This window comes from Chitinophaga sp. CCNWYY40 (assembly GCF_037483205.1).
GTDB lineage: Bacteria > Bacteroidota > Bacteroidia > Chitinophagales > Chitinophagaceae > Chitinophaga > Chitinophaga ginsengisegetis.
The window spans coordinates 22,923-40,421 of sequence record NZ_JBBHLF010000007.1 but is presented as its reverse complement, the minus strand read 5'-3'; the positions used below and the strand labels follow the sequence as shown (position 1 = coordinate 40,421).

The 17,499-nt window shown below is 47.3% G+C and carries 15 protein-coding genes and 1 tRNA gene; 7 read left to right on the top strand and 9 right to left on the bottom strand.

Annotation, left to right across the window (positions count from 1 at the left end; translation table 11 throughout):
• Positions 1-29: 29 nt before the first annotated feature.
• The 4 genes from V7S65_RS25710 to V7S65_RS25695 form a co-directional block, all read right to left on the bottom strand.
• Entirely contained in the window at positions 30-1,181 is a 1,152-nt protein-coding gene (locus V7S65_RS25710; RefSeq protein WP_336389051.1) for a C1 family peptidase, read from the bottom strand.
• The gene (locus V7S65_RS25705) at positions 1,178-1,621 is read right to left on the bottom strand and encodes a hypothetical protein (protein WP_336389052.1); all 444 of its coding nucleotides are present in this window, start codon (positions 1,619-1,621) and stop codon (positions 1,178-1,180) included. The genes V7S65_RS25710 and V7S65_RS25705 overlap by 4 nt, the downstream gene beginning before the upstream one ends.
• Positions 1,622-1,698: 77 nt before the next feature.
• A complete protein-coding gene (locus tag V7S65_RS25700; protein WP_336389053.1) occupies positions 1,699-2,145 on the bottom strand; it encodes a hypothetical protein in 447 nt (148 codons plus the stop codon).
• Complete coding sequence (locus tag V7S65_RS25695) at positions 2,142-2,705, bottom strand: RNA polymerase sigma factor (RefSeq protein ID WP_339546620.1); 564 nt, start codon at positions 2,703-2,705, stop codon at positions 2,142-2,144. The genes V7S65_RS25700 and V7S65_RS25695 overlap by 4 nt, the downstream gene beginning before the upstream one ends.
• A 341-nt stretch (positions 2,706-3,046) precedes the next feature.
• Between V7S65_RS25695 and V7S65_RS25690 the strand changes: the two genes are divergently transcribed.
• From V7S65_RS25690 to V7S65_RS25660, 7 genes are all read left to right on the top strand, one after another.
• Positions 3,047-4,474 carry an immunoglobulin domain-containing protein gene (locus tag V7S65_RS25690; RefSeq protein WP_336389055.1) on the top strand — a complete coding sequence of 476 codons (1,428 nt, stop codon included), beginning with the start codon at positions 3,047-3,049 and terminating at the stop codon, positions 4,472-4,474.
• A 3-nt stretch (positions 4,475-4,477) separates the two neighbouring features.
• The gene (locus V7S65_RS25685) at positions 4,478-5,395 is read left to right on the top strand and encodes a hypothetical protein (protein ID WP_336389056.1); all 918 of its coding nucleotides are present in this window, start codon (positions 4,478-4,480) and stop codon (positions 5,393-5,395) included.
• A 5-nt stretch (positions 5,396-5,400) separates the two neighbouring features.
• Positions 5,401-6,336: a T9SS type B sorting domain-containing protein gene (locus V7S65_RS25680; RefSeq protein ID WP_336389057.1), complete on the top strand. Its 936-nt coding sequence runs from the start codon at positions 5,401-5,403 to the stop codon at positions 6,334-6,336.
• A gap of 15 nt (positions 6,337-6,351) precedes the next feature.
• Positions 6,352-7,344, top strand: a complete 993-nt coding sequence (locus V7S65_RS25675) for a PorP/SprF family type IX secretion system membrane protein (protein WP_336389058.1) — start codon at positions 6,352-6,354, stop codon at positions 7,342-7,344.
• Between the two features lie 54 nt (positions 7,345-7,398).
• On the top strand, positions 7,399-8,085 hold the full coding sequence (locus V7S65_RS25670; protein ID WP_079473649.1) for a DUF1345 domain-containing protein: 687 nt from the start codon (positions 7,399-7,401) through the stop codon (positions 8,083-8,085).
• 101 nt (positions 8,086-8,186) lie between these two features.
• Positions 8,187-8,258, top strand: a tRNA-Glu gene (locus tag V7S65_RS25665).
• 157 nt (positions 8,259-8,415) lie between these two features.
• Positions 8,416-11,613 carry a ligand-binding sensor domain-containing protein gene (locus V7S65_RS25660; RefSeq protein ID WP_336389059.1) on the top strand — a complete coding sequence of 1,066 codons (3,198 nt, stop codon included), beginning with the start codon at positions 8,416-8,418 and terminating at the stop codon, positions 11,611-11,613.
• 41 nt (positions 11,614-11,654) lie between these two features.
• On the opposite strand, the gene V7S65_RS25655 is transcribed toward V7S65_RS25660, so the two are convergent.
• Genes V7S65_RS25655 through V7S65_RS25635 form a run of 5 tightly spaced genes read right to left on the bottom strand, consistent with a single transcriptional unit; the run spans position 11,655 to position 17,401 of the window.
• Positions 11,655-13,058 carry an MBL fold metallo-hydrolase gene (locus V7S65_RS25655; RefSeq protein ID WP_336389060.1) on the bottom strand — a complete coding sequence of 468 codons (1,404 nt, stop codon included), beginning with the start codon at positions 13,056-13,058 and terminating at the stop codon, positions 11,655-11,657.
• A 33-nt stretch (positions 13,059-13,091) separates the two neighbouring features.
• Complete coding sequence (locus V7S65_RS25650; protein ID WP_079473616.1) at positions 13,092-13,601, bottom strand: DUF4442 domain-containing protein; 510 nt, start codon at positions 13,599-13,601, stop codon at positions 13,092-13,094.
• Between the two features lie 7 nt (positions 13,602-13,608).
• Positions 13,609-14,112, bottom strand: a complete 504-nt coding sequence (locus V7S65_RS25645) for a thioredoxin family protein (RefSeq protein ID WP_336389061.1) — start codon at positions 14,110-14,112, stop codon at positions 13,609-13,611.
• 28 nt (positions 14,113-14,140) lie between these two features.
• Positions 14,141-16,132, bottom strand: a complete 1,992-nt coding sequence (gene ppk1 / locus V7S65_RS25640) for a polyphosphate kinase 1 (protein ID WP_336389062.1) — start codon at positions 16,130-16,132, stop codon at positions 14,141-14,143.
• Between the two features lie 6 nt (positions 16,133-16,138).
• Positions 16,139-17,401, bottom strand: coding sequence for a Pycsar system effector family protein (locus V7S65_RS25635; RefSeq protein ID WP_079473619.1), 1,263 nt, complete (start codon positions 17,399-17,401; stop codon positions 16,139-16,141).
• Positions 17,402-17,499 lie beyond the last annotated feature (98 nt).

Sequence of the window (17,499 nt, the reverse complement as noted above, 5' to 3'; positions counted from 1 at the left end):
TGAAGAACCCTTTTTTATTTTAATCTTTCTCACTCCCTGAAAAGCTTACTCCCCGTTGAATCCGTCAACCCGTGTTTATGCAGCAGCACCGAGATCCCTTTCATTCTCATATAAGGAACGCTCAGGTAGATGAATCCCTGGTTTCCCGCTTCGGGCCCCCATGAATTTTTTGCTTTATAATAGATGTTGCCGTACTGGTCTTTCAGCTTGCCGGTAATATGTACGAGGTGATCATCTGTGGTGCTGAAATCCTCAAAGGAAGATTGGCGCATTTCCTGGGAAACTTTTTTCTCCGGCCTGGCTTCAGTAAGTATAAGCTCGTTATCTTCCTGTTTTTCGGGCAATACAGCTAATCCGGCGGTAAATGTAGGTTCGGTGCCATCCAGGTCAAGGGCCAGGGAGAACCCGGCGTCGATTGCATGGTCTATGTTTTCCATAAATTCATCAAGGGGAAGGTTATAAAACCGTTCATTAGCCCAGTTTGCCGGTATACTCAATACGAACGGTTTATAAAAAGGAACATGGGTGAAAGAAGTAATGGTCAGGTAATCATCGGGATTTAATTGCGTGTAGGCAAGGAAGCTCACAGGAGTATATGTTTTTCCTTCATATATAAATTCATCCGGTACCTTCCCTAAAAAACTATCCAGTTTGGAAGGCACCTCCTTTTTCCATCCGGCACCCAGCTTATTGGCAGGATCTGCATATTTTTTTACGGTGCTTTCTAATTCTTTGAACATTTTGAAATGATTGTGTTCCTTATTTCCGTTTATCAGCCCGGTATATTCTGTTTGCGGCAATAACCCGAATTCAGCTGAGCTGATGAGAGGATCATGATTAAGGCCGCCTTCAGTAAAGCGCGCAGTGCCTTGCCGCAGGATATAATTCCGGGCCTTCAGTAAATAGGCGCATCTTACAAAATACATCTCCGAAAGATCAATCTTTTCTCCCTTCAACCGGATGATCTCTGATTCCAGGAAAGAGGTGGTGGCAAAACTCCAGCAGGTACCTGAGCTGTTCTGGCTGATAACCGGTAATGCAGGAATTGCTGTCACCGGAGAGAAAATGTAGCTGCTTTTCCGTGGCTGCGATACGGGAGCCTTTTGAGGCTTGTGATTACATGCCTGGATAGGGACCAGCAAAAGTATAAATGACAGGGCAAATAGCAGATCTTTTTTCATAACGGGCTTACAGTATTTCTTTTCTTCAGATAATAATAATATCCGGCGAAACCCAGCGATAAGCTGAAGGCCACTGTGGCAACTGAAAGCCATCCGAATGGGAAGTTGCCGATCACCGTTAAGCCAATACCCGCACTGAGCAGGAGCAAAAACCATTTCATTGCATAATCTTTGCTTTCTGCACCAATCCGCAGCATCTTTTCTGCTTCAGCTGCATCAATCCCCCTGCTGATCATTTTACTTTTAAGACGATGATTAAGCAGCATGCGGATCAGCGTTAACAAAAAACTCGTCGCTACATAAAATAACAGGATGATGATGACTGTACGGATAATCACATCGGGAATATAGGTGCCATCCGCGAGCATAAAACCGCCGTCATCAGCGCGAACGGAAGCCGGGCAGGCACTTAAGAAACTGATTGAGATTATTTTTTTCATCTGCATAAATTGTTTTTAAGTGGTGATGAATCCACTTGTAATAGTTAGACCTTAATACCGGTGATCAGGTTGCAGCTTTACTCAGGATTTAATGCCTTCATCTTTTTCCGGTAAGTGCCATATAGCTCTATAAACTGCATCGCTAATATGCCGGATAGCAGCACCAGACTCAATACCAGGCCAATAGTACCTATGCCCGAAAAAATCCAGCTGATCGTATTCCAGTATACTATCAATCCGGCGACGAGCAGCCCAATGGCTCCGGACAGCAAACTATAGAGATACCAGGCTTCCTTTTTATCAGGTGCATTCACTTCAGATAGTAAATCAGGAATGAGCAGCTCCGTGTTGAAATCCGGCAGAGACGCTTCCGCTTCCCTGATATGGCTGTAGAGCGTTTGGTAGGCACTGATCTGCATTTGGCAATGGATACAATCTGACACATGCTCCACAGCCACCGGGTCCGCAAACCCATCCAGCGCATAGCGCTGCAGCTGTTCTTCGCTTAAGTGTATCTTGCTCATAAATATTCCTTTGAATAATAATCAAGTAATCGTTCCTTCAGTATTTTTCTTGCCCGGAATAAATAATTTTTGACTGTTCCGGCAGGGAGCCCTGTGATATTCATGATCTCATCGATACTGAGTTCTTCTTTATGGAATAAAGTAATAAGTGTCCGATAGAGAGGTGGCAACGTAGCACTGAGCTTTTCCAGGATTTCCGATCTTTCTTTTACAGAGAGTAACTGGCTGGCGTCCAGCGTCTCCCTGTTGATCTTCTGCCAGGCAATTTCGGGTAAAAGCCATTCATCATCATCAGGAATGTCGATCAGTTCTGGTCTGTATTTTTGCAAATGGTCCAGGCAAGTGGTGTAGCTGATATGCGCAACCCAGGTAGACAGTTTGGATTGAAAACGGAATTTCGGAAGATACCTGAAGATCTTCAGGTAAATATCCTGTATCAGATCCTTTCTGTCTGCATAGTTATTAATCATCCTAAAGACAATATTCGCCACCAGTTTTTCGGTGCTACGGATCAATAACGTAGCAGCATGACGGTCACCCTCCATGATCTTTTTTATCATGTCCTTATCAGAAAGAATAGGAGGGCGTCCCGGGTACATAGTATGTATCAGACGTGAGAAGTAGAAAAAGGTTGCAGGAAAATGTCAAAATATGTTCATCCGGCTTTTAATGCCAGTTTCCCACATCTCTCCCGGTGATATTTAATATAAATTCATAATAATATATATATTATTTCATGTAAAATATTTATCCCGCGTTGTTCATTTTGTGCATTTTTAATCCTCTCACTCATTTATTCATTTTATTCATTCATTCCCGCAACCCGCTACAACATCGATTATTACAATACTTTAGCCATACCGAACCGATATCCCGATATATTAAGCGACTAAGTATCCTTATGCGTATCCCTCTGCGTGCCGTGAAAGCAATTATCAATTCCCTGTTACCTGGATCTGCCGGATGGATATGGTATGCTACACTGGTATGCTTCATTTATTTCCCGCTTCAGATACACGCTCAAACCGGTTGCCCTGTACCTAAAGTGAGAAAGTACGTCTCCGGCCAAAGAACGGCCTCCCTTTTAGGTTGGGTGGATAATGAAACACTGGCCGCCGATGCCAATCCCGTTACCTTCTCTACACTGAATGCACCCATTCCGCTGTTAGGACTCACCTTCGCCACTCAATACCTTCGTTTCAATTCACAGGTGGCTGCCGGCACACCTCTCAGCGTAAAAATTATTTACCCTACCAACCTCCTGGGTGCGGGGTCGTCCGCTACTGTACAACCTTTCGTATACGACAATGGTACAGAAAAAGCAGCAGGTGTATCCTCATCGGTGGGCAACCTGTTATCCCTCCTGAACGGCGCCGGTGATATGGAACTTACCTTCACGCCGAAAGACGCTGCCGGTAACCCGGTGGCCTATGATGGCGTATGGATAAAACTTTCCGGCATAGCCGGACTGGCAATGAATATGGGCGTATACGATGCCTGGATCATGCAGGACCCGCCCGGTGATATCAGTTGCGACCAGGCCATCGATGTACTGGCAGGCATCCGCGCAGGCGGCGTAAACCTGCTTTCCGCTACCGGCGGCGTAGTAAATAAATGGAACGCGATCGACAATGATCCTTCTCTCTCCACTTACGCTCAACTGAACACCGGCGTACAGGTGCTGAGCCAGGTGTTTGAAACTGTTGTATTTAATACGCCCGCGAAAGCGGGTGATTCGGTATATCTTGTATTACAAGACCCTGGCGGAGGGCTGCTCGACCTTAGTCTCCTCACTGGTTTCACCATACAACCTTACCTCGGAACAACACCCGCAGGAAGCCCCATCACCAATAGCAGCAGTTTGCTGAGTCTCCGCCTGTTGAGCGGGCCGGGACAAAAGTACGTGCTGGCTGCCGCTATCCCTGCGGCCTTCGACCGGGTAGACATACAAATGGGCGGCGTTGTAGGCGCCCTCTCTTCCCTGCGCATCTATGATGTAAAAGTAGTATCGCCGGTACCGGTGTACTCGCTTACCATCAATGGTAATCTCACCCCCGGCCCAATATGTATTAAAGACGCAGACAAACTGAAATTCAATATTACCAATGCAGACCCCTGTGCAGTGTATAAATGGTACAGCACAGACAATACATTGCTATCTACCGGTAACGACTATACGCCGGTAATTACCAGCCCGGGAAATTTTACCTGGTATGTGGAAGCCATACGGAACGGATGCAGCAGCGTTGTCAGTAATCGTGTGCCCGTTCACGTTACAGTGGAACCCCGTCCCGGAAAACCGTTACTCACCATTCAATTAAACCCTTGACATATGAAGATTGCTACATCCGGAATGCACCGGCTTTTCCATCCCGTTTTAATGATCCCTGTTTTACGCCATCCTGCTATTAAGTACCTGCTGGGCGTATTTTTAGTGCTGTGTACCATCGGAGTCCGCGCACAAACCACTACACTCATCAAAACACCGGCAGATCTGTCGGATAACAATGATGCTTCAAAAGGTACTTCTACCTCCACAGGTACTACCTTGTTTTGTACGGATCAATCTGCGTTTACACTTACCTCCAGTTTAACCGATCCCACTGCTACAGGAACCCCTGTGCCTTATACCAGCTGGGTATGGCAGGAGATTGATGTAAACGGGAACCCCGGCGCGCTGCCTGCAACAGCCGTTCCTGTCAATGAAAAACTGAATGTATCATCCGCTACACCCGGCTGGCACACCTACCAGGTAACTGCCGCTACGGGCGCGTCTGAGTGCCCGGCCGATCCGGTGATTTTCACGGTGTATGTGTTACCAAACCTAACCATTGCTGCGGAAGTAGATCCGGCGAATAATCCAAACCTTACCTATTGTGCGGCCAACGGTGCGCCCACCGGCCCGAAAGCAATCAACCTCAAAAGCACGGTAACGTTTACCACTCCGCCCCGCAAAATTACCGGCCTGAAAGACTATACAATAAGCGATTTCGAATTGAAATATGTATGGTCTAAACAGGAAGTAGGCGTGCCCGCCTCTAAAACAGATGTAGGCACAGGTGCTGATTACACCATTGTGGAACCGGCCGTGTCTACACCCGGTACCGAGAAAAAATATAACTACAGCGTGAAAGTGGTTTACACGGTGAAAGCATGCGGCGATTATACCGCTACTGCGCAATCCGGCGGACAACCAGCCGTGATCACTGTTACGCCTAAACCAGGTCAACCGGTTATTACTATCCAGTAATCTGTATGGGTAAAAAAATAACTGTTATCTTTTTAATCCTCGGCTGGTGGATGACTTCCGCATGGTCGCAGTCACCACCGGTCAGGTATATCATGCCCGGTCAGCAGGTAAAGCTTACAGCCACTGCCACCAATGCGCAATACTACCAGTGGTACCGCGATGGCGTGTCCATCACCGGCGCTACGCTGGCGGAATATGTTACCGCAACGCCGGGCAGGTATACCGTAGAGGCATATAACGGTAACGACTGTATGTCGGAACCGTCTGAAGCAGTTATTATCGCCGAAATAACCGGCAGGGGACCGGATGCAGATCTGCAGATCACCAAAACTGGCGATAAGGGAAACATCCGTGTGAACAGCACTTTCAACTACTATTTAACGGTGGTGAATAACGGTCCGGCAAATGCTACCGGCATAGTGGTAACAGATAAACTACCCCGTTACCTGGCAATGGACCTGCTATCAGTGCCCACAATGGGTTCCGCTACCTACGAAGCAAACGATCATACGGTGCTGTGGAAAATGAATAGTCTGCAAAAAGGCATGACCGCTTCTTTATCTATTAAGGTAAAAGTCCTGGAACCCGGACTGGTCAGCAATACCGCTACTGTTACCGCCACTGAAGATGATAACGTATTGCAGAATAACACCAGTACGCATCAGCTGAAAGTATTGGCGTTGCATATTCCCAATGCAATTACTCCCAACGGCGACGGCGTGAACGAAGTGTTTATCATCAGTGGCCTGGAACTTTATCCGGAAAATGAACTTACTATTCTCAACCGCTGGGGCAATCATGTATTTGAACAAAAAGGATATACGCAAAACTGGAACGGAAAAGGATTAAATGCAGGCACTTATTTCTACTTGCTGCGGGTGAAGGATGAAAACGGCCACTGGCAGGAGTTTAAAGGATATATCAGTTTACTGAAGCCATAAACATTTACTATGTGTATGAAGAGATATTTTGTTTTCCTGGTAAGCATGTTTTGCAGCTGGCATCAGTTGCAGGCGCAGCAGGATGCGCAGTTCAGCCAGTATATCTTTAATGGCATCTATATAAATCCCGCTTACGCGGGATACCGGCAGGAACTGAATGCGCATGCGTTTTACAGGAATCAGTGGGTGGGTGTTCCCGGTGCGCCGGAAACCATGTCGCTGGCAATTGATGGCAGCCTGAATAACGACCGGGTAGGGCTTGCGCTGCAGGTGTCGCACGACAAAATAGGCGCCCAGAGCCAGTTAGCGGCATATGGCAATTATGCATACCGCATTCCACTGGGAGGTGAAACCGGCCGGCTGGCATTTGGTATTGGTGCAGGTATCGTACAACAGGGGCTCAATCCCAATGAGCTGGAGTTTACCAATCCCAACGAACCAAATCTTGGCGGAGCCACCCAACACATGCTGTTATTCGATATCCGGGCGGGCGCATATTATGCTACCGAAAACTGGTTTGTTGGTTTTTCGGCAGATAATCTTACGGCCCAGTACCAGGCAAAAAATAAACCATTGGGTCATTTTATCCCGGCGCCTAAACCACACTTTTATTTCACCGGCGGTGCATTGCTCAGGATGAATGACGATGTATTCCTGAAACCATCTTTCCTGTTGAAAGACGACAGGGCAGGACCTACCAGTCTTGATCTGAATATGTTTGTATTACTGAAGGAACTGGTTTGGCTGGGAGGCGGATACCGTACAGCGGTGGAGCTGTATAACAAGCCGGCTTTGCAGCAGGGCCTTGCCAAACCCGGTGCTGTAATAGCAATGGCGGAAGTATTTGTGCTGCCGGAATTAAGAATAGGATATGCCTTTGATTATGCTTTAAACAAATACCGCACTTACAACAACGGCACACACGAAATATCTGTTGGATATTATTTTAAGAGAATGGATAATGCCAAACGGACTTCTCTGCGACAGGTGAGATGTTCTTATTTTTAACCTTTGATGATGCAGTGGATTACCTTCGTATCTTTAAGTAACAAGTTTCCGGGTATGAGAAAAAAGAAAGTTGCTTCATTGCTGGTGAGTATGCATCCGTTACAACGGGTGCTGGTGAGTTTGGGGTTCACCTTCGCGGTGTTTATTATTTTTTTATTACTGAAGATAGAGGTACATCCGTTGGTATTGTCTGCACTTTTATGGAACATCTTTGCCATTTCCTATATCTCCACCGGCTGGATCGTTTTCTTCAACCGGACCATACAGGAGATCCGTACATGGGCGAGGATCGACGATGGTAGCCGCACTTACGTTACTTTAACGGTGTTGCTCGCATCTGTAGCGAGCCTGGTACTGGTGTTGTTAATGATGTTGTCAAAAGAGCTGACGGGTCTTTCAAAGATCCTGTACCTCCCGGTAGCCGTTTCCGGTATGCTGGCTTCCTGGACAATGGTACATACCACCCTCACTTTTCACTATGCGCATCTGTATTACGACGATGCCGAAGACGATAATACGAAACAGGCGGAAGGGCTGGAGTTCCCCAAAGAGAAAAAGCCGGACTATATCGACTTTGCCTATTTCGCCTTCGTGATAGGCATGACCTTCCAGGTATCAGATGTGGATATCACCGGCAGATTGATCCGCCGTACAGCGCTGGCACATGGCTTGTTATCCTTTTTGCTGAACACGTTTGTGGTAGCATTAACGATAAATTTAATCGCAGGATTGAAGCAATAAATTGCCTTCAAAAGCACAATCTTCTTACCTTTGATAAAGAATCGAAAAAAAATTTTGGTTTGTAAAACATTTTCCTATCTTTGCAATCCCAAACGAAAAATGCCGCGTTGGTCAAGGGGTTAAGACGCCTCCCTTTCACGGAGGAATCACGGGTTCGAATCCCGTACGTGGTACAAGAAAAAGGACCTCTGCAAAGAGGTCCTTTTTTTATTTCAGCCATTTTATTCTCTTTCCCCGGTGAAAGTTTTGCGGCAGGGTCGTCTCCTGCATCAAATTCACAACAACATTTAGTACATTTATTCCAACAGCACTCCTTTCCCTGAAACTGAAATGATTAACGGTCATATAAAGGCGCACGCCCAACAATGGCAAAAAGTAGTCAGGTATAGCTTTTACCTGCTATGGATGCTATTGTCCTTCACCGCCGTTAATGCCCAGAAACGGGAAACCGCCAGCTACAACTTCACCCACCTCGATATCAGCAACGGCCTGGCCAGCAACCACGTATCCGCCATTATGCAGGACCGGAAAGGTTTTATATGGATTGCCAGCACCGCACTGCAACGCTACGATGGTACCAACCTCGTAACAGTAGCCAGTTTCGACCGGGTGCCCGGTTCCATCTACTACGATGATATCTGCCTCTGCGAAGATAAAAAAGGCCGCATCTGGATGGGAACACCCGATAATATTCGTGTATACGACCCCGTTACAGACCAGGTAAAAGCCCTGCTGGTGGCCGATAGGGACGTTCGCCCGGAAGGGCTGCAATGCAGCCAGATCCTCGAAGATCACGATGGCGTAATATGGGCTACCACGCACGACGGACTACTACGCTTCAACGAAAAAGCACTTAACTTCCAGAAAGCAGCCATCATCCCCGAAGCAGACCGCATCCAGATGATGGACGCCATCATGGAAGATGAAAGCGGCAACCTGTGGATCAGCGGAAAACACGGCCTGTACATCCTGGACCGCCAGCGGAAAAATTTATACAGCTCCGCCAATAACCCGCTGAAACTGCCGGTACTCAATATCGATAATACCTTCAAGAAAATATTCACCGATCCACATCACCAAATATGGCTCGCCGGCCGGCACGGACTCTTATACAACTACGATCCCGCCTCCCGTCAACTCACGAACTATACCTTCGAAGCGCCCGGCGGTAAAAAAGATAATGAAGATTATGACGCCATCTTCGACCTGGTAAACGACAACGATAATAACCTCTGGATTGCCACCGAAAAAGGCGGGATACTCCGCTATAACCGCGAACTGAAACACTTTGATCTGAACATCATCGCCAATAATGCAGATCCTAAAGGATTTCATTACACCTACGAAGCCAATTGCTTTCTCAGCGACCGCGAAGGCCACCTGTGGATAGGCACCGATCTGGGCGTAAATATCCTCAGCCTCCACAACAAAACATTCCGTATCCTCGATAACAGAACCACTTTCCCAAATACCACCCAACACCTCCCGGCAACAGAAGTAACAGGCATTTTCCAGGCTTCCAATGGAGATGTATACGTAGGATACTGGGGCAAAGGCTTTAGCCACTTAAACGCCAACCTGGAACTGATCCGCAACTATGTACACGACGACGGGGAACCCGCATACACCCTGCCGGAAGAACGCGGACTGGTATGGACCTTCGCTGAACTGAAAGACGGCACCATCATCGTCGGACAGGAAAACGCATTCCTCTCCCTGTTTAATCCCGCTACCGGGAAATTTACAAAACATCTTACTTCCCCGGTACTTTATGAACAAACAATACTCAACCTGAAACCACAACACGACACCACCGTTTGGATCGGCCTGTATAAACGCGGACTCGCCAGCTGGAACCCGCAGCAAAATACTTTTCAACATTATCATGAAATAGTAGATTCTCTAAAACGACCCGTTTCTGTAATGGATATCGTTCCGGAAGGAGACTCCCTCCTGTGGCTCGGCTCCAGCAGCGCAGGGCTCATACAGTTCAACACCCGCTCACGCCGCATCGTACATCGCCAAACCTTTGAACTGGAAACAAAAAGATATAGCAACATTACAAGCTTACGCCGTTTTAACGACACTATATTACTGGCTGGCACTGATCACGGCCTGTGGGTGTATAACACGCGGAAGCACACCTATAAGCCGCTCCTCATCAACACTAAACTGTTTGATCAGTGGGTACTGAGCATGGAAGAAGATGGCCCCGGCAAAATATGGTTCACCACCCAATACGGATTTTATCGCTACCATGTGGCGGCCGACCGCCTGGAAACATTCATCCAGGGCGACGATATCATTGATAACACCCGCAAGGTAAGACGCCGTATTGTGAAGCTGGACGACGGCAATCTCCTTGTAGGCGCATCAGATCATATTGTGGCTTTTGATCCCGCCAGCCTGCGCGTGGCGCCACCGCCGCCGGATGTAACGATCGTAAACCTGAAAGCGCTCGACAGTATTGTGCTGATCCACGCCGCCCTGCAAGACAGCGTGCCGGTTACCCTCAGCTATAAACAAAACTTTATCAGCATAGAATTCAAAAGCCTGCTATACCACGAAGAAAAGATCCGCTATTACTATCAGCTGGAAGGGGTAGACGAAAACTGGGTGCTTACAGATAATATCCTGGTAGCAAAATATACCAATCTGCCTCCGGGCAACTATACGTTCCGCGTGCGGGCCGTAAATACCGCCGGTACCTTCTCTGAACATATCACTACACTGCAGATCTTTATTAAACCTGCCTTCTGGCAAACTTCCTGGTTCCGGCTATTGTGCCTGCTGCTGGCCGTTTCACTGGTATATCTTTATTACAGGTTACGTATTGCAGGTATCAAAAAAGAAGCAAAACAACGCGAAGCCATACAACAACAAATTGCGCAGCTGGAAATGAAAGCGCTACGTGCCCAGATGAATCCACACTTTATTTTTAATGCGCTGAATTCTATCCAAACCTTTATGATGAAAAGCGAAACAGAACAGGCCCTGGCCTACCTGAGCCGCTTTGCAAAACTAATCCGTAACGTACTCGATAATTCACAACTCAACAATACTACGGTAGCCCAGGAAATCAGCGTACTGGAAAACTACATGGAACTGGAAAAACTCCGCTTCAGCGACGAATTTGAATACGAGATTATTGTGGATCCGGCACTCGATGCCAACATGGTGGATGTGCCTACCATGATCATCCAGCCATTTGTGGAAAACGCCATCTGGCACGGTTTGCTGCACGAAAAAGGAAAAGGAAAAGTAACCATCACCTTTAAAAAGGTAGATGACCGCATTTTATGTACCATAGAAGATAACGGTATCGGGCGGGAAAAATCTGCAGCAATGAAGCGCCTCAGCAAACCCCGCCATCAATCCCGCGGACTGCAAATTACGCGCGACCGCCTTTCATTATATAACAGCCGCTTTAATGTAGATGCCAGCTTCGATATTGAAGACCTGACAGATGAAGAAGGGAAAGCGCTGGGAACAAGGGTAAACCTGTGGTTCCCGTTTGTGGAAGAGTAGCCAATGGGAAAACAATCCGTTTTCCCATTGGCTGAATATTTTTATGCGAGGCCGGTTTCATAATGCCGCTCCGGGATCTCTATATCCAGGAAGCCTTTTTTAATCAACCATTCCCTGAAGATTTGCTGCACATCGTACTCCCCATGTACCAGGAAAAGTTTTTTCACATCTTTCGGATGCTGGCAGGCCAGCCACTGGCTCAGATCTTCATAGTCGCCATGCGCACTCATAGAACGGATCACGCCCACCGCCGCATTTACATGGAAACGGGTACCATAAATAGATACCTCTTTAGCGCCACGCATCAGCTTACCACCTAGTGATTGCGGCTCGCAATAACCAACAATAAGAATGGTATTACGGGCATTGTCGATGTTATTGGCAATATGATGCTTCACACGCCCGGCTTCTGCCATGCCCGATGCTGAGATGATCACGCAAGGTTCCTTGCGGAAATTCAGCGCTTTGGACTCGTCTACTGTTTTGATATAATGAAGACCGGGGAAGTCAAACGGATCATCGTCCTTTTTCAGGATATTAGCTACCTCCCTGTTAAATACTTCGGGATGCGCTTTGGTAACGGCAGTAGCTTCTGTGGAAAGCGGACTGTCTACAAAAATGTCAACCCTCGGCAGCTTACCTGCCAGTTGCGCATTGTTCAATGCGTACAACAACTCCTGCGTGCGGCCTACACTGAAAGCAGGAATAATCAGCTTACCTCTTTTTTCCATACAGGTTTCCCGGATATGCCGTAGCAGTTCAGCATCTGCAGGAGCGGCATCTGCATGCAGCGTGCTGCCATAGGTTGATTCTATCAGGATATAATCTGCCTGTGGAAACACCTCCGGCGATTTCAGTATAGCATCATTATAGCGGCCAATATCACCGCTGAAAGAGATCTGCTCTGTTTTACCGTTTTCTGTAATACGCAGGTGTACAGCTGCCGCCCCCACAATATGTCCGGCGTCGGTGAACATCAGTTGTATATCCTTGTCAATATGCGTCCAGGTATTATAACCAGTCGGCTTTAACCGGTCGATGGATAGTTTAGCATCATCTACACTATATAGCGGCTCTACAAAAGGGAGCCCTTCTCTCGCCATTTTTTTATTGGTGAACTTCGCATCATCGCGTTGTATTTCGGCGGAGTCGAGCAACAGTATTTCTGCCAGATCGCGGGTAGCGGGTGTGCAGAAAATATCGCCCCGGTATCCAAGCTTCACGAGCCGCGGTATAAGGCCGGAGTGGTCGATATGTGCATGCGATAGCACCATGTACGTTATTTCCTGCGGATCAAATCCGAAGTCCCTGTTAAGGGAATCTGTTTCATGACCCATGCCCTGGAACATGCCACAATCCAATAAAATCTTTTTGCCATTCTTAAGTGTGATCAGGTGTTTTGATCCGGTAACAGTGCGCGCAGCGCCATGAAATGCAATTTTCATATCAGATATTTAGAGTGAACGGCGTTCACCATTTTACGATTTACATTTAAACGACCAGGTGATGGCGAAGGAGGCAATTAATATGCCGTCTTTATCCCGGCCTTCACTGCGGAGGGTAACGGTTTCCGCGGAATTATCATTTAGCGCCCGTTCTATAGCGGCTCTCAGCAGCGGGAGTTCTGAACAGGTAAACGTGGTAACGCCGGTGGCTTTTTTCACAAAAGTGGATTCCATGCCGGTAACGAGCATGGATACACGCCGTGGAGCGCTGCGTACATACATCATCGCCGGTAAACCGGTGCTGAGTTCAGCGGCCATCGCTAAACAGGCAAAGTAGGTAGACCGGAAAGGGTTTTGCGACAACCAGCGGAAAGGAACAGTGGTTACACAGGTATCGGCTTCCAGCGATTTTAACCGCACTCCTGAAAGCCACGCTGCCGGCAGCTTCCAGAACAGGTAGGCCGAAAACTTAAACGGATGCTGTGCAAACTTCTGAAAAGATTGCACAGCATCCGTGTTGAAAGTGGTAATGCCGTTATCCATGACGATGTTATTCGTTGATATAATGGGAAGGCTGCAACGCAGCGGGTGACCATTGTTTCAGGAACTCCTGCACTTTCTTTTTATCATAGGAATCTGCCGATTCCAGCAAACCGGAATTCTGTGTATGCAGCCGGTTACCTTTCGCATCCAGTATTACCAGCACCGGGAAACCAAAACGCTGCGGATAGCCCAGCTCTTTCAGAACAGGCAGGTTCTTGTTTTCCTTGCTGTAATTAAGATGGTACACTACATAATTATCATTCAATGCTGCTTTCAGCTCGGCATCATCTTCTATAAATTTATACAACCGCTTACACCAGATACACCAGTTGCCGCCAATTTGCAGCAACACATGTTTCTGCTCCTTCGCTGCTTTTTGTTCTGCTGCTGCAATGTCCGCCTTTGCATCGGCAGCAGGGTTATAAATATGTTCCAGGTCATGTGTTTGCGCCTGCGTGGCAGGAATTGCAAAAGCTATACTCAATAACAACGTCCAAACAAACTTCTTCATAAAAAAACTATTAATCAGGATATCTAATTTACACTATATTTTGCACATACTGCTGGATGGCCAGCTGGGCTTTGGCAGGGTCCTGCAGCTGCAACCGGACAATATCTTTCAGCTGTTGCTGCAACGCAGGATCATACACCGGCACACATACTTCTATCCTGCGATGGAGGTTACGGTTCATCCAATCTGCCGAACCCATATATACTTCTTCCTGGTTATTATTATGGAAGATGAATACCCGCGCATGTTCCAGGTACCGGTCTACAATCCGTATGATGCGGATGTTTTTACTTTCCGCGATATCCGGCACCAGGCAATTGATGCTGCGCACAATCAGGTCTATCTGTACGCCAGCCTGGCTGGCTTCATACAGTTTACTGATCATCCCCCTTTCCTGCAGGTTATTTATTTTGATGATGATTCTGCCGGGCTTTCCTTCTTTTACGTGAACAATTTCCCGGTCTATCAACCCGGTAAAACGTTCCGTCATGTTAAACTGTGCTACCAGCAAATGCTGGAACTGCAAAAACTGGTAACCCGCTGGTTGTTCCCTGCTTTGAAGGTACAGGAACAGCAGTTCCATCTCCCGGGTAATATCCTTATGCCCGGTAAACAAAACATGATCGGTGTAAAAACGTGCAGTGCTTTCATTAAAATTACCGGTAGCAATGAGGCCGCAATAATCCCACTGGTAGCCGCGGTTACGCTTTACCAATGCAGTTTTGGCATGCACTTTCATCCCCGGAATACTATAAATGAGTTTTACGCCGGCATCCTTCATTTTCTTTGCCCAGCGGATATTATTGGCTTCATCAAAGCGGGCTTTCAGTTCCACAAACACCGTTACCTTTTTCCCGTTCTTTGCTGCGCTGATCAGCGCCTGTGCAATCTGTGAGCCGGAAGCAATGCGGTACAGCGTTACATATATTTCGGCTACATCCGGATCTGCCGCGGCTTCATTAAAAAAGCGCAGGATATAATCATAGCGCTGATAGGGGAGATGTACCAGCAAATCCTGCTGTAACACCAGGTCCAGTAACCGGTCGGTAGCCACAATGGCCTTATTTTCGGCGGGTATTACTTTGGGATAATCTACGTGTAATAGCCCTGCTGGTGCTGGCAGGCTAGCCAGGTCTTTCAGGTTATGATAACGTCCGCCCATTACCTGCTCATCGTCCTGCACATCAAACTGGATGGCAAGGAAATGTAGCAGCGACCGGGAAATAGCGGCATCATACAGGAAGCGCGTAGGCACGCCCAACTCACGTTTACGGATCAGCGTTTCTACTTCTTCCAGGATATCGCCTTTCACTTCATCCATATCCATTTCCGCATTACGGGTAAGCTTCACGCTATGGCAGCTTTCCACCGTATAGCCAGGGAAAAGATAAGAGAGATGCGCGCGGATAATATCATCGAGGAAAGCAATGTAATGAACGCCCTCCAGCGACGGCAGCTGCTGAAAACGCGGCAGGTCGGCGGGGATATTCACAATCACAAATTCCTGGATGCTGGTATTATTTTCAGGCACCAGTGTTACTGCGAGGTACAGCTGGTTGTTTTCAAGAAATAATTTCTTATGTTTTCCATTGAGCCATACCGGCTGTAAATAAGCCAGTACGGTAGTAAGGAAATAATATTTTGTAAAGGCAAGATGGGCAGGCTGCAGCGGCTGGTTATAATACAACTGTACGCCTTGTGTCCGCAGGTCAGGCAATACGCTGCCGGTGAAAATCTGTCCGTATTCCTGTTGCTGCCGGTTTATTTCCTGCAACACCTGTTGTAACGTATCGCTGCTGATGGATTCATTTTCCCCGGCTGCCGGATCATTTTCCAGCACCCGGTTAATGGTAAGTATGGCCGGCATTCTCACCCGGAAAAACTCGTCGAGGTTGGAAGAGAAGATGGAAAGAAATTTAATCCTTTCGTATAGTGGTACCTGTTGGTCTGCCGCCATCAACAACACCCGGTAATTAAAGGATAACCAGCTCAGATCGCGGTTATATAAAGGAACACCCATGAATCATTATGCTTTTACCGGGAAGAAAATTGCTGCAATCAGGAAAGCGAATACAGAAATAATAAGACCAAACATGAAAATATTATAGGAAATACGCAGCAGTTTGTATTTATGACCCAGTACTACGCCCAGGTAATAAATGTCTCTCGTCATGCTGCTGTACAGGAATTCAGAATCATCCATCATCTGCTTGATTCCCCACTGGTATTCTTCCAGGTGCATCTTATAAAAGTTACCAAAAAACAGGAGATTGGCGTCTTTCTTTTCAATATCTGCTTTGGTGAAGGTACCGCTGGTTACATTCGGGCGGGTGGCCAGCACGGAGAAGATCACGGTGAGTACGGCCGTGAAAAGGAAAATGATGGAAGGAATTACCATGTTGGGATAATCTTCCAGTCGCCTTACCAGTACGCTCAATATCACGGAGATGATAATGGAATTCACCGAAATCATGATATGCGCTTTACTGTCGGCCATAGAGCTTAGCCTGATATGATTGGTGGAAGTGGTTCTGAACATGGTTTCCACGCCACGTTCGGATTTGCCTGACTTCTCTTTATCCTTGTCTTTTTTCTTTTTTTCAGTGAAGGTAGCCGGCGGGGTATCGGAAGTACCGGCGCCGGGAGTGGCGGTGATAGCGGTAAGATTATCTTCCGCAGCTTCCTTTGTTTTTTTCTCCAGCTTCTTTTTCAGCTTTTCCAGGTTCTCTTCTTTCTGTTGTTTAAACAGGGTCTGCGCGTAGTCGGTCCAGTAGTGATGCTCCGTTAAAAAGGTGATATTGGTATTCAGCCATTTCACGGCAGGAATATCCTTCTGGTAGGTAAGTTCCATTTCGTGCCGGAGCAGCTTGTTCCGGTCGGAGTACTCTTTGGATCCCAGGTGTGAAAGATCGGCGTCACAAACAATCTGTTCCACCAGGTTGTGGGGTGACTGGGGCATTTTGGTAGCCAGGATGGCGCCTTGCACCATCGACTGAACATTTTCCGGCGCCTGTTGTTGCTGTAAGAATTGCAGGGCCTCTTTGGCGCCGTTTTCTTCGTGGGCACTGCCTTCGCCCAGCAGGTACCCGGCATCATGAAACCAGGCAGCTACGTATACTGCCGCTAATTCGTCGTCCTGAAGGCGGTAATGGGCCGCAATTTGTCCGGCAGCCTGTACTACCTGTTGCGTATGTACGAGATTATGATAAACCAGGTTAGGGCGCGGGTGTTGCTGATACTGGGCTATAACATAGTCCCGGGCTGCATCTATAATAGCATTCTTTTGCATAAGGAAGACGAAAATTAAGATAAGGAACTGCGAAATACGTTGTATACTTTATACATTTTATTGTACTAATAACGGTATGTTCGTTACTTCGCGTATTA

Bases quoted from the DNA above. Each gene is read 5' to 3' on its own strand.
- V7S65_RS25710 (WP_336389051.1), bottom strand. From the start codon at position 1,181: ATGAAAAAAGATCTGCTATTTGCCCTGTCATTTATACTTTTGCTGGTC.
- V7S65_RS25705 (WP_336389052.1), bottom strand. From the start codon at position 1,621: ATGAAAAAAATAATCTCAATCAGTTTCTTAAGTGCCTGCCCGGCTTCC.
- V7S65_RS25700 (WP_336389053.1), bottom strand. From the start codon at position 2,145: ATGAGCAAGATACACTTAAGCGAAGAACAGCTGCAGCGCTATGCGCTG.
- V7S65_RS25695 (WP_339546620.1), bottom strand. From the start codon at position 2,705: ATGATAAAAAAGATCATGGAGGGTGACCGTCATGCTGCTACGTTATTG.
- V7S65_RS25690 (WP_336389055.1), top strand. From the start codon at position 3,047: ATGCGTATCCCTCTGCGTGCCGTGAAAGCAATTATCAATTCCCTGTTA.
- V7S65_RS25685 (WP_336389056.1), top strand. From the start codon at position 4,478: ATGAAGATTGCTACATCCGGAATGCACCGGCTTTTCCATCCCGTTTTA.
- V7S65_RS25680 (WP_336389057.1), top strand. From the start codon at position 5,401: ATGGGTAAAAAAATAACTGTTATCTTTTTAATCCTCGGCTGGTGGATG.
- V7S65_RS25675 (WP_336389058.1), top strand. From the start codon at position 6,352: ATGAAGAGATATTTTGTTTTCCTGGTAAGCATGTTTTGCAGCTGGCAT.
- V7S65_RS25670 (WP_079473649.1), top strand. From the start codon at position 7,399: ATGAGAAAAAAGAAAGTTGCTTCATTGCTGGTGAGTATGCATCCGTTA.
- V7S65_RS25660 (WP_336389059.1), top strand. From the start codon at position 8,416: ATGATTAACGGTCATATAAAGGCGCACGCCCAACAATGGCAAAAAGTA.
- V7S65_RS25655 (WP_336389060.1), bottom strand. From the start codon at position 13,058: ATGAAAATTGCATTTCATGGCGCTGCGCGCACTGTTACCGGATCAAAA.
- V7S65_RS25650 (WP_079473616.1), bottom strand. From the start codon at position 13,601: ATGGATAACGGCATTACCACTTTCAACACGGATGCTGTGCAATCTTTT.
- V7S65_RS25645 (WP_336389061.1), bottom strand. From the start codon at position 14,112: ATGAAGAAGTTTGTTTGGACGTTGTTATTGAGTATAGCTTTTGCAATT.
- ppk1 (WP_336389062.1), bottom strand. From the start codon at position 16,132: ATGGGTGTTCCTTTATATAACCGCGATCTGAGCTGGTTATCCTTTAAT.
- V7S65_RS25635 (WP_079473619.1), bottom strand. From the start codon at position 17,401: ATGCAAAAGAATGCTATTATAGATGCAGCCCGGGACTATGTTATAGCC.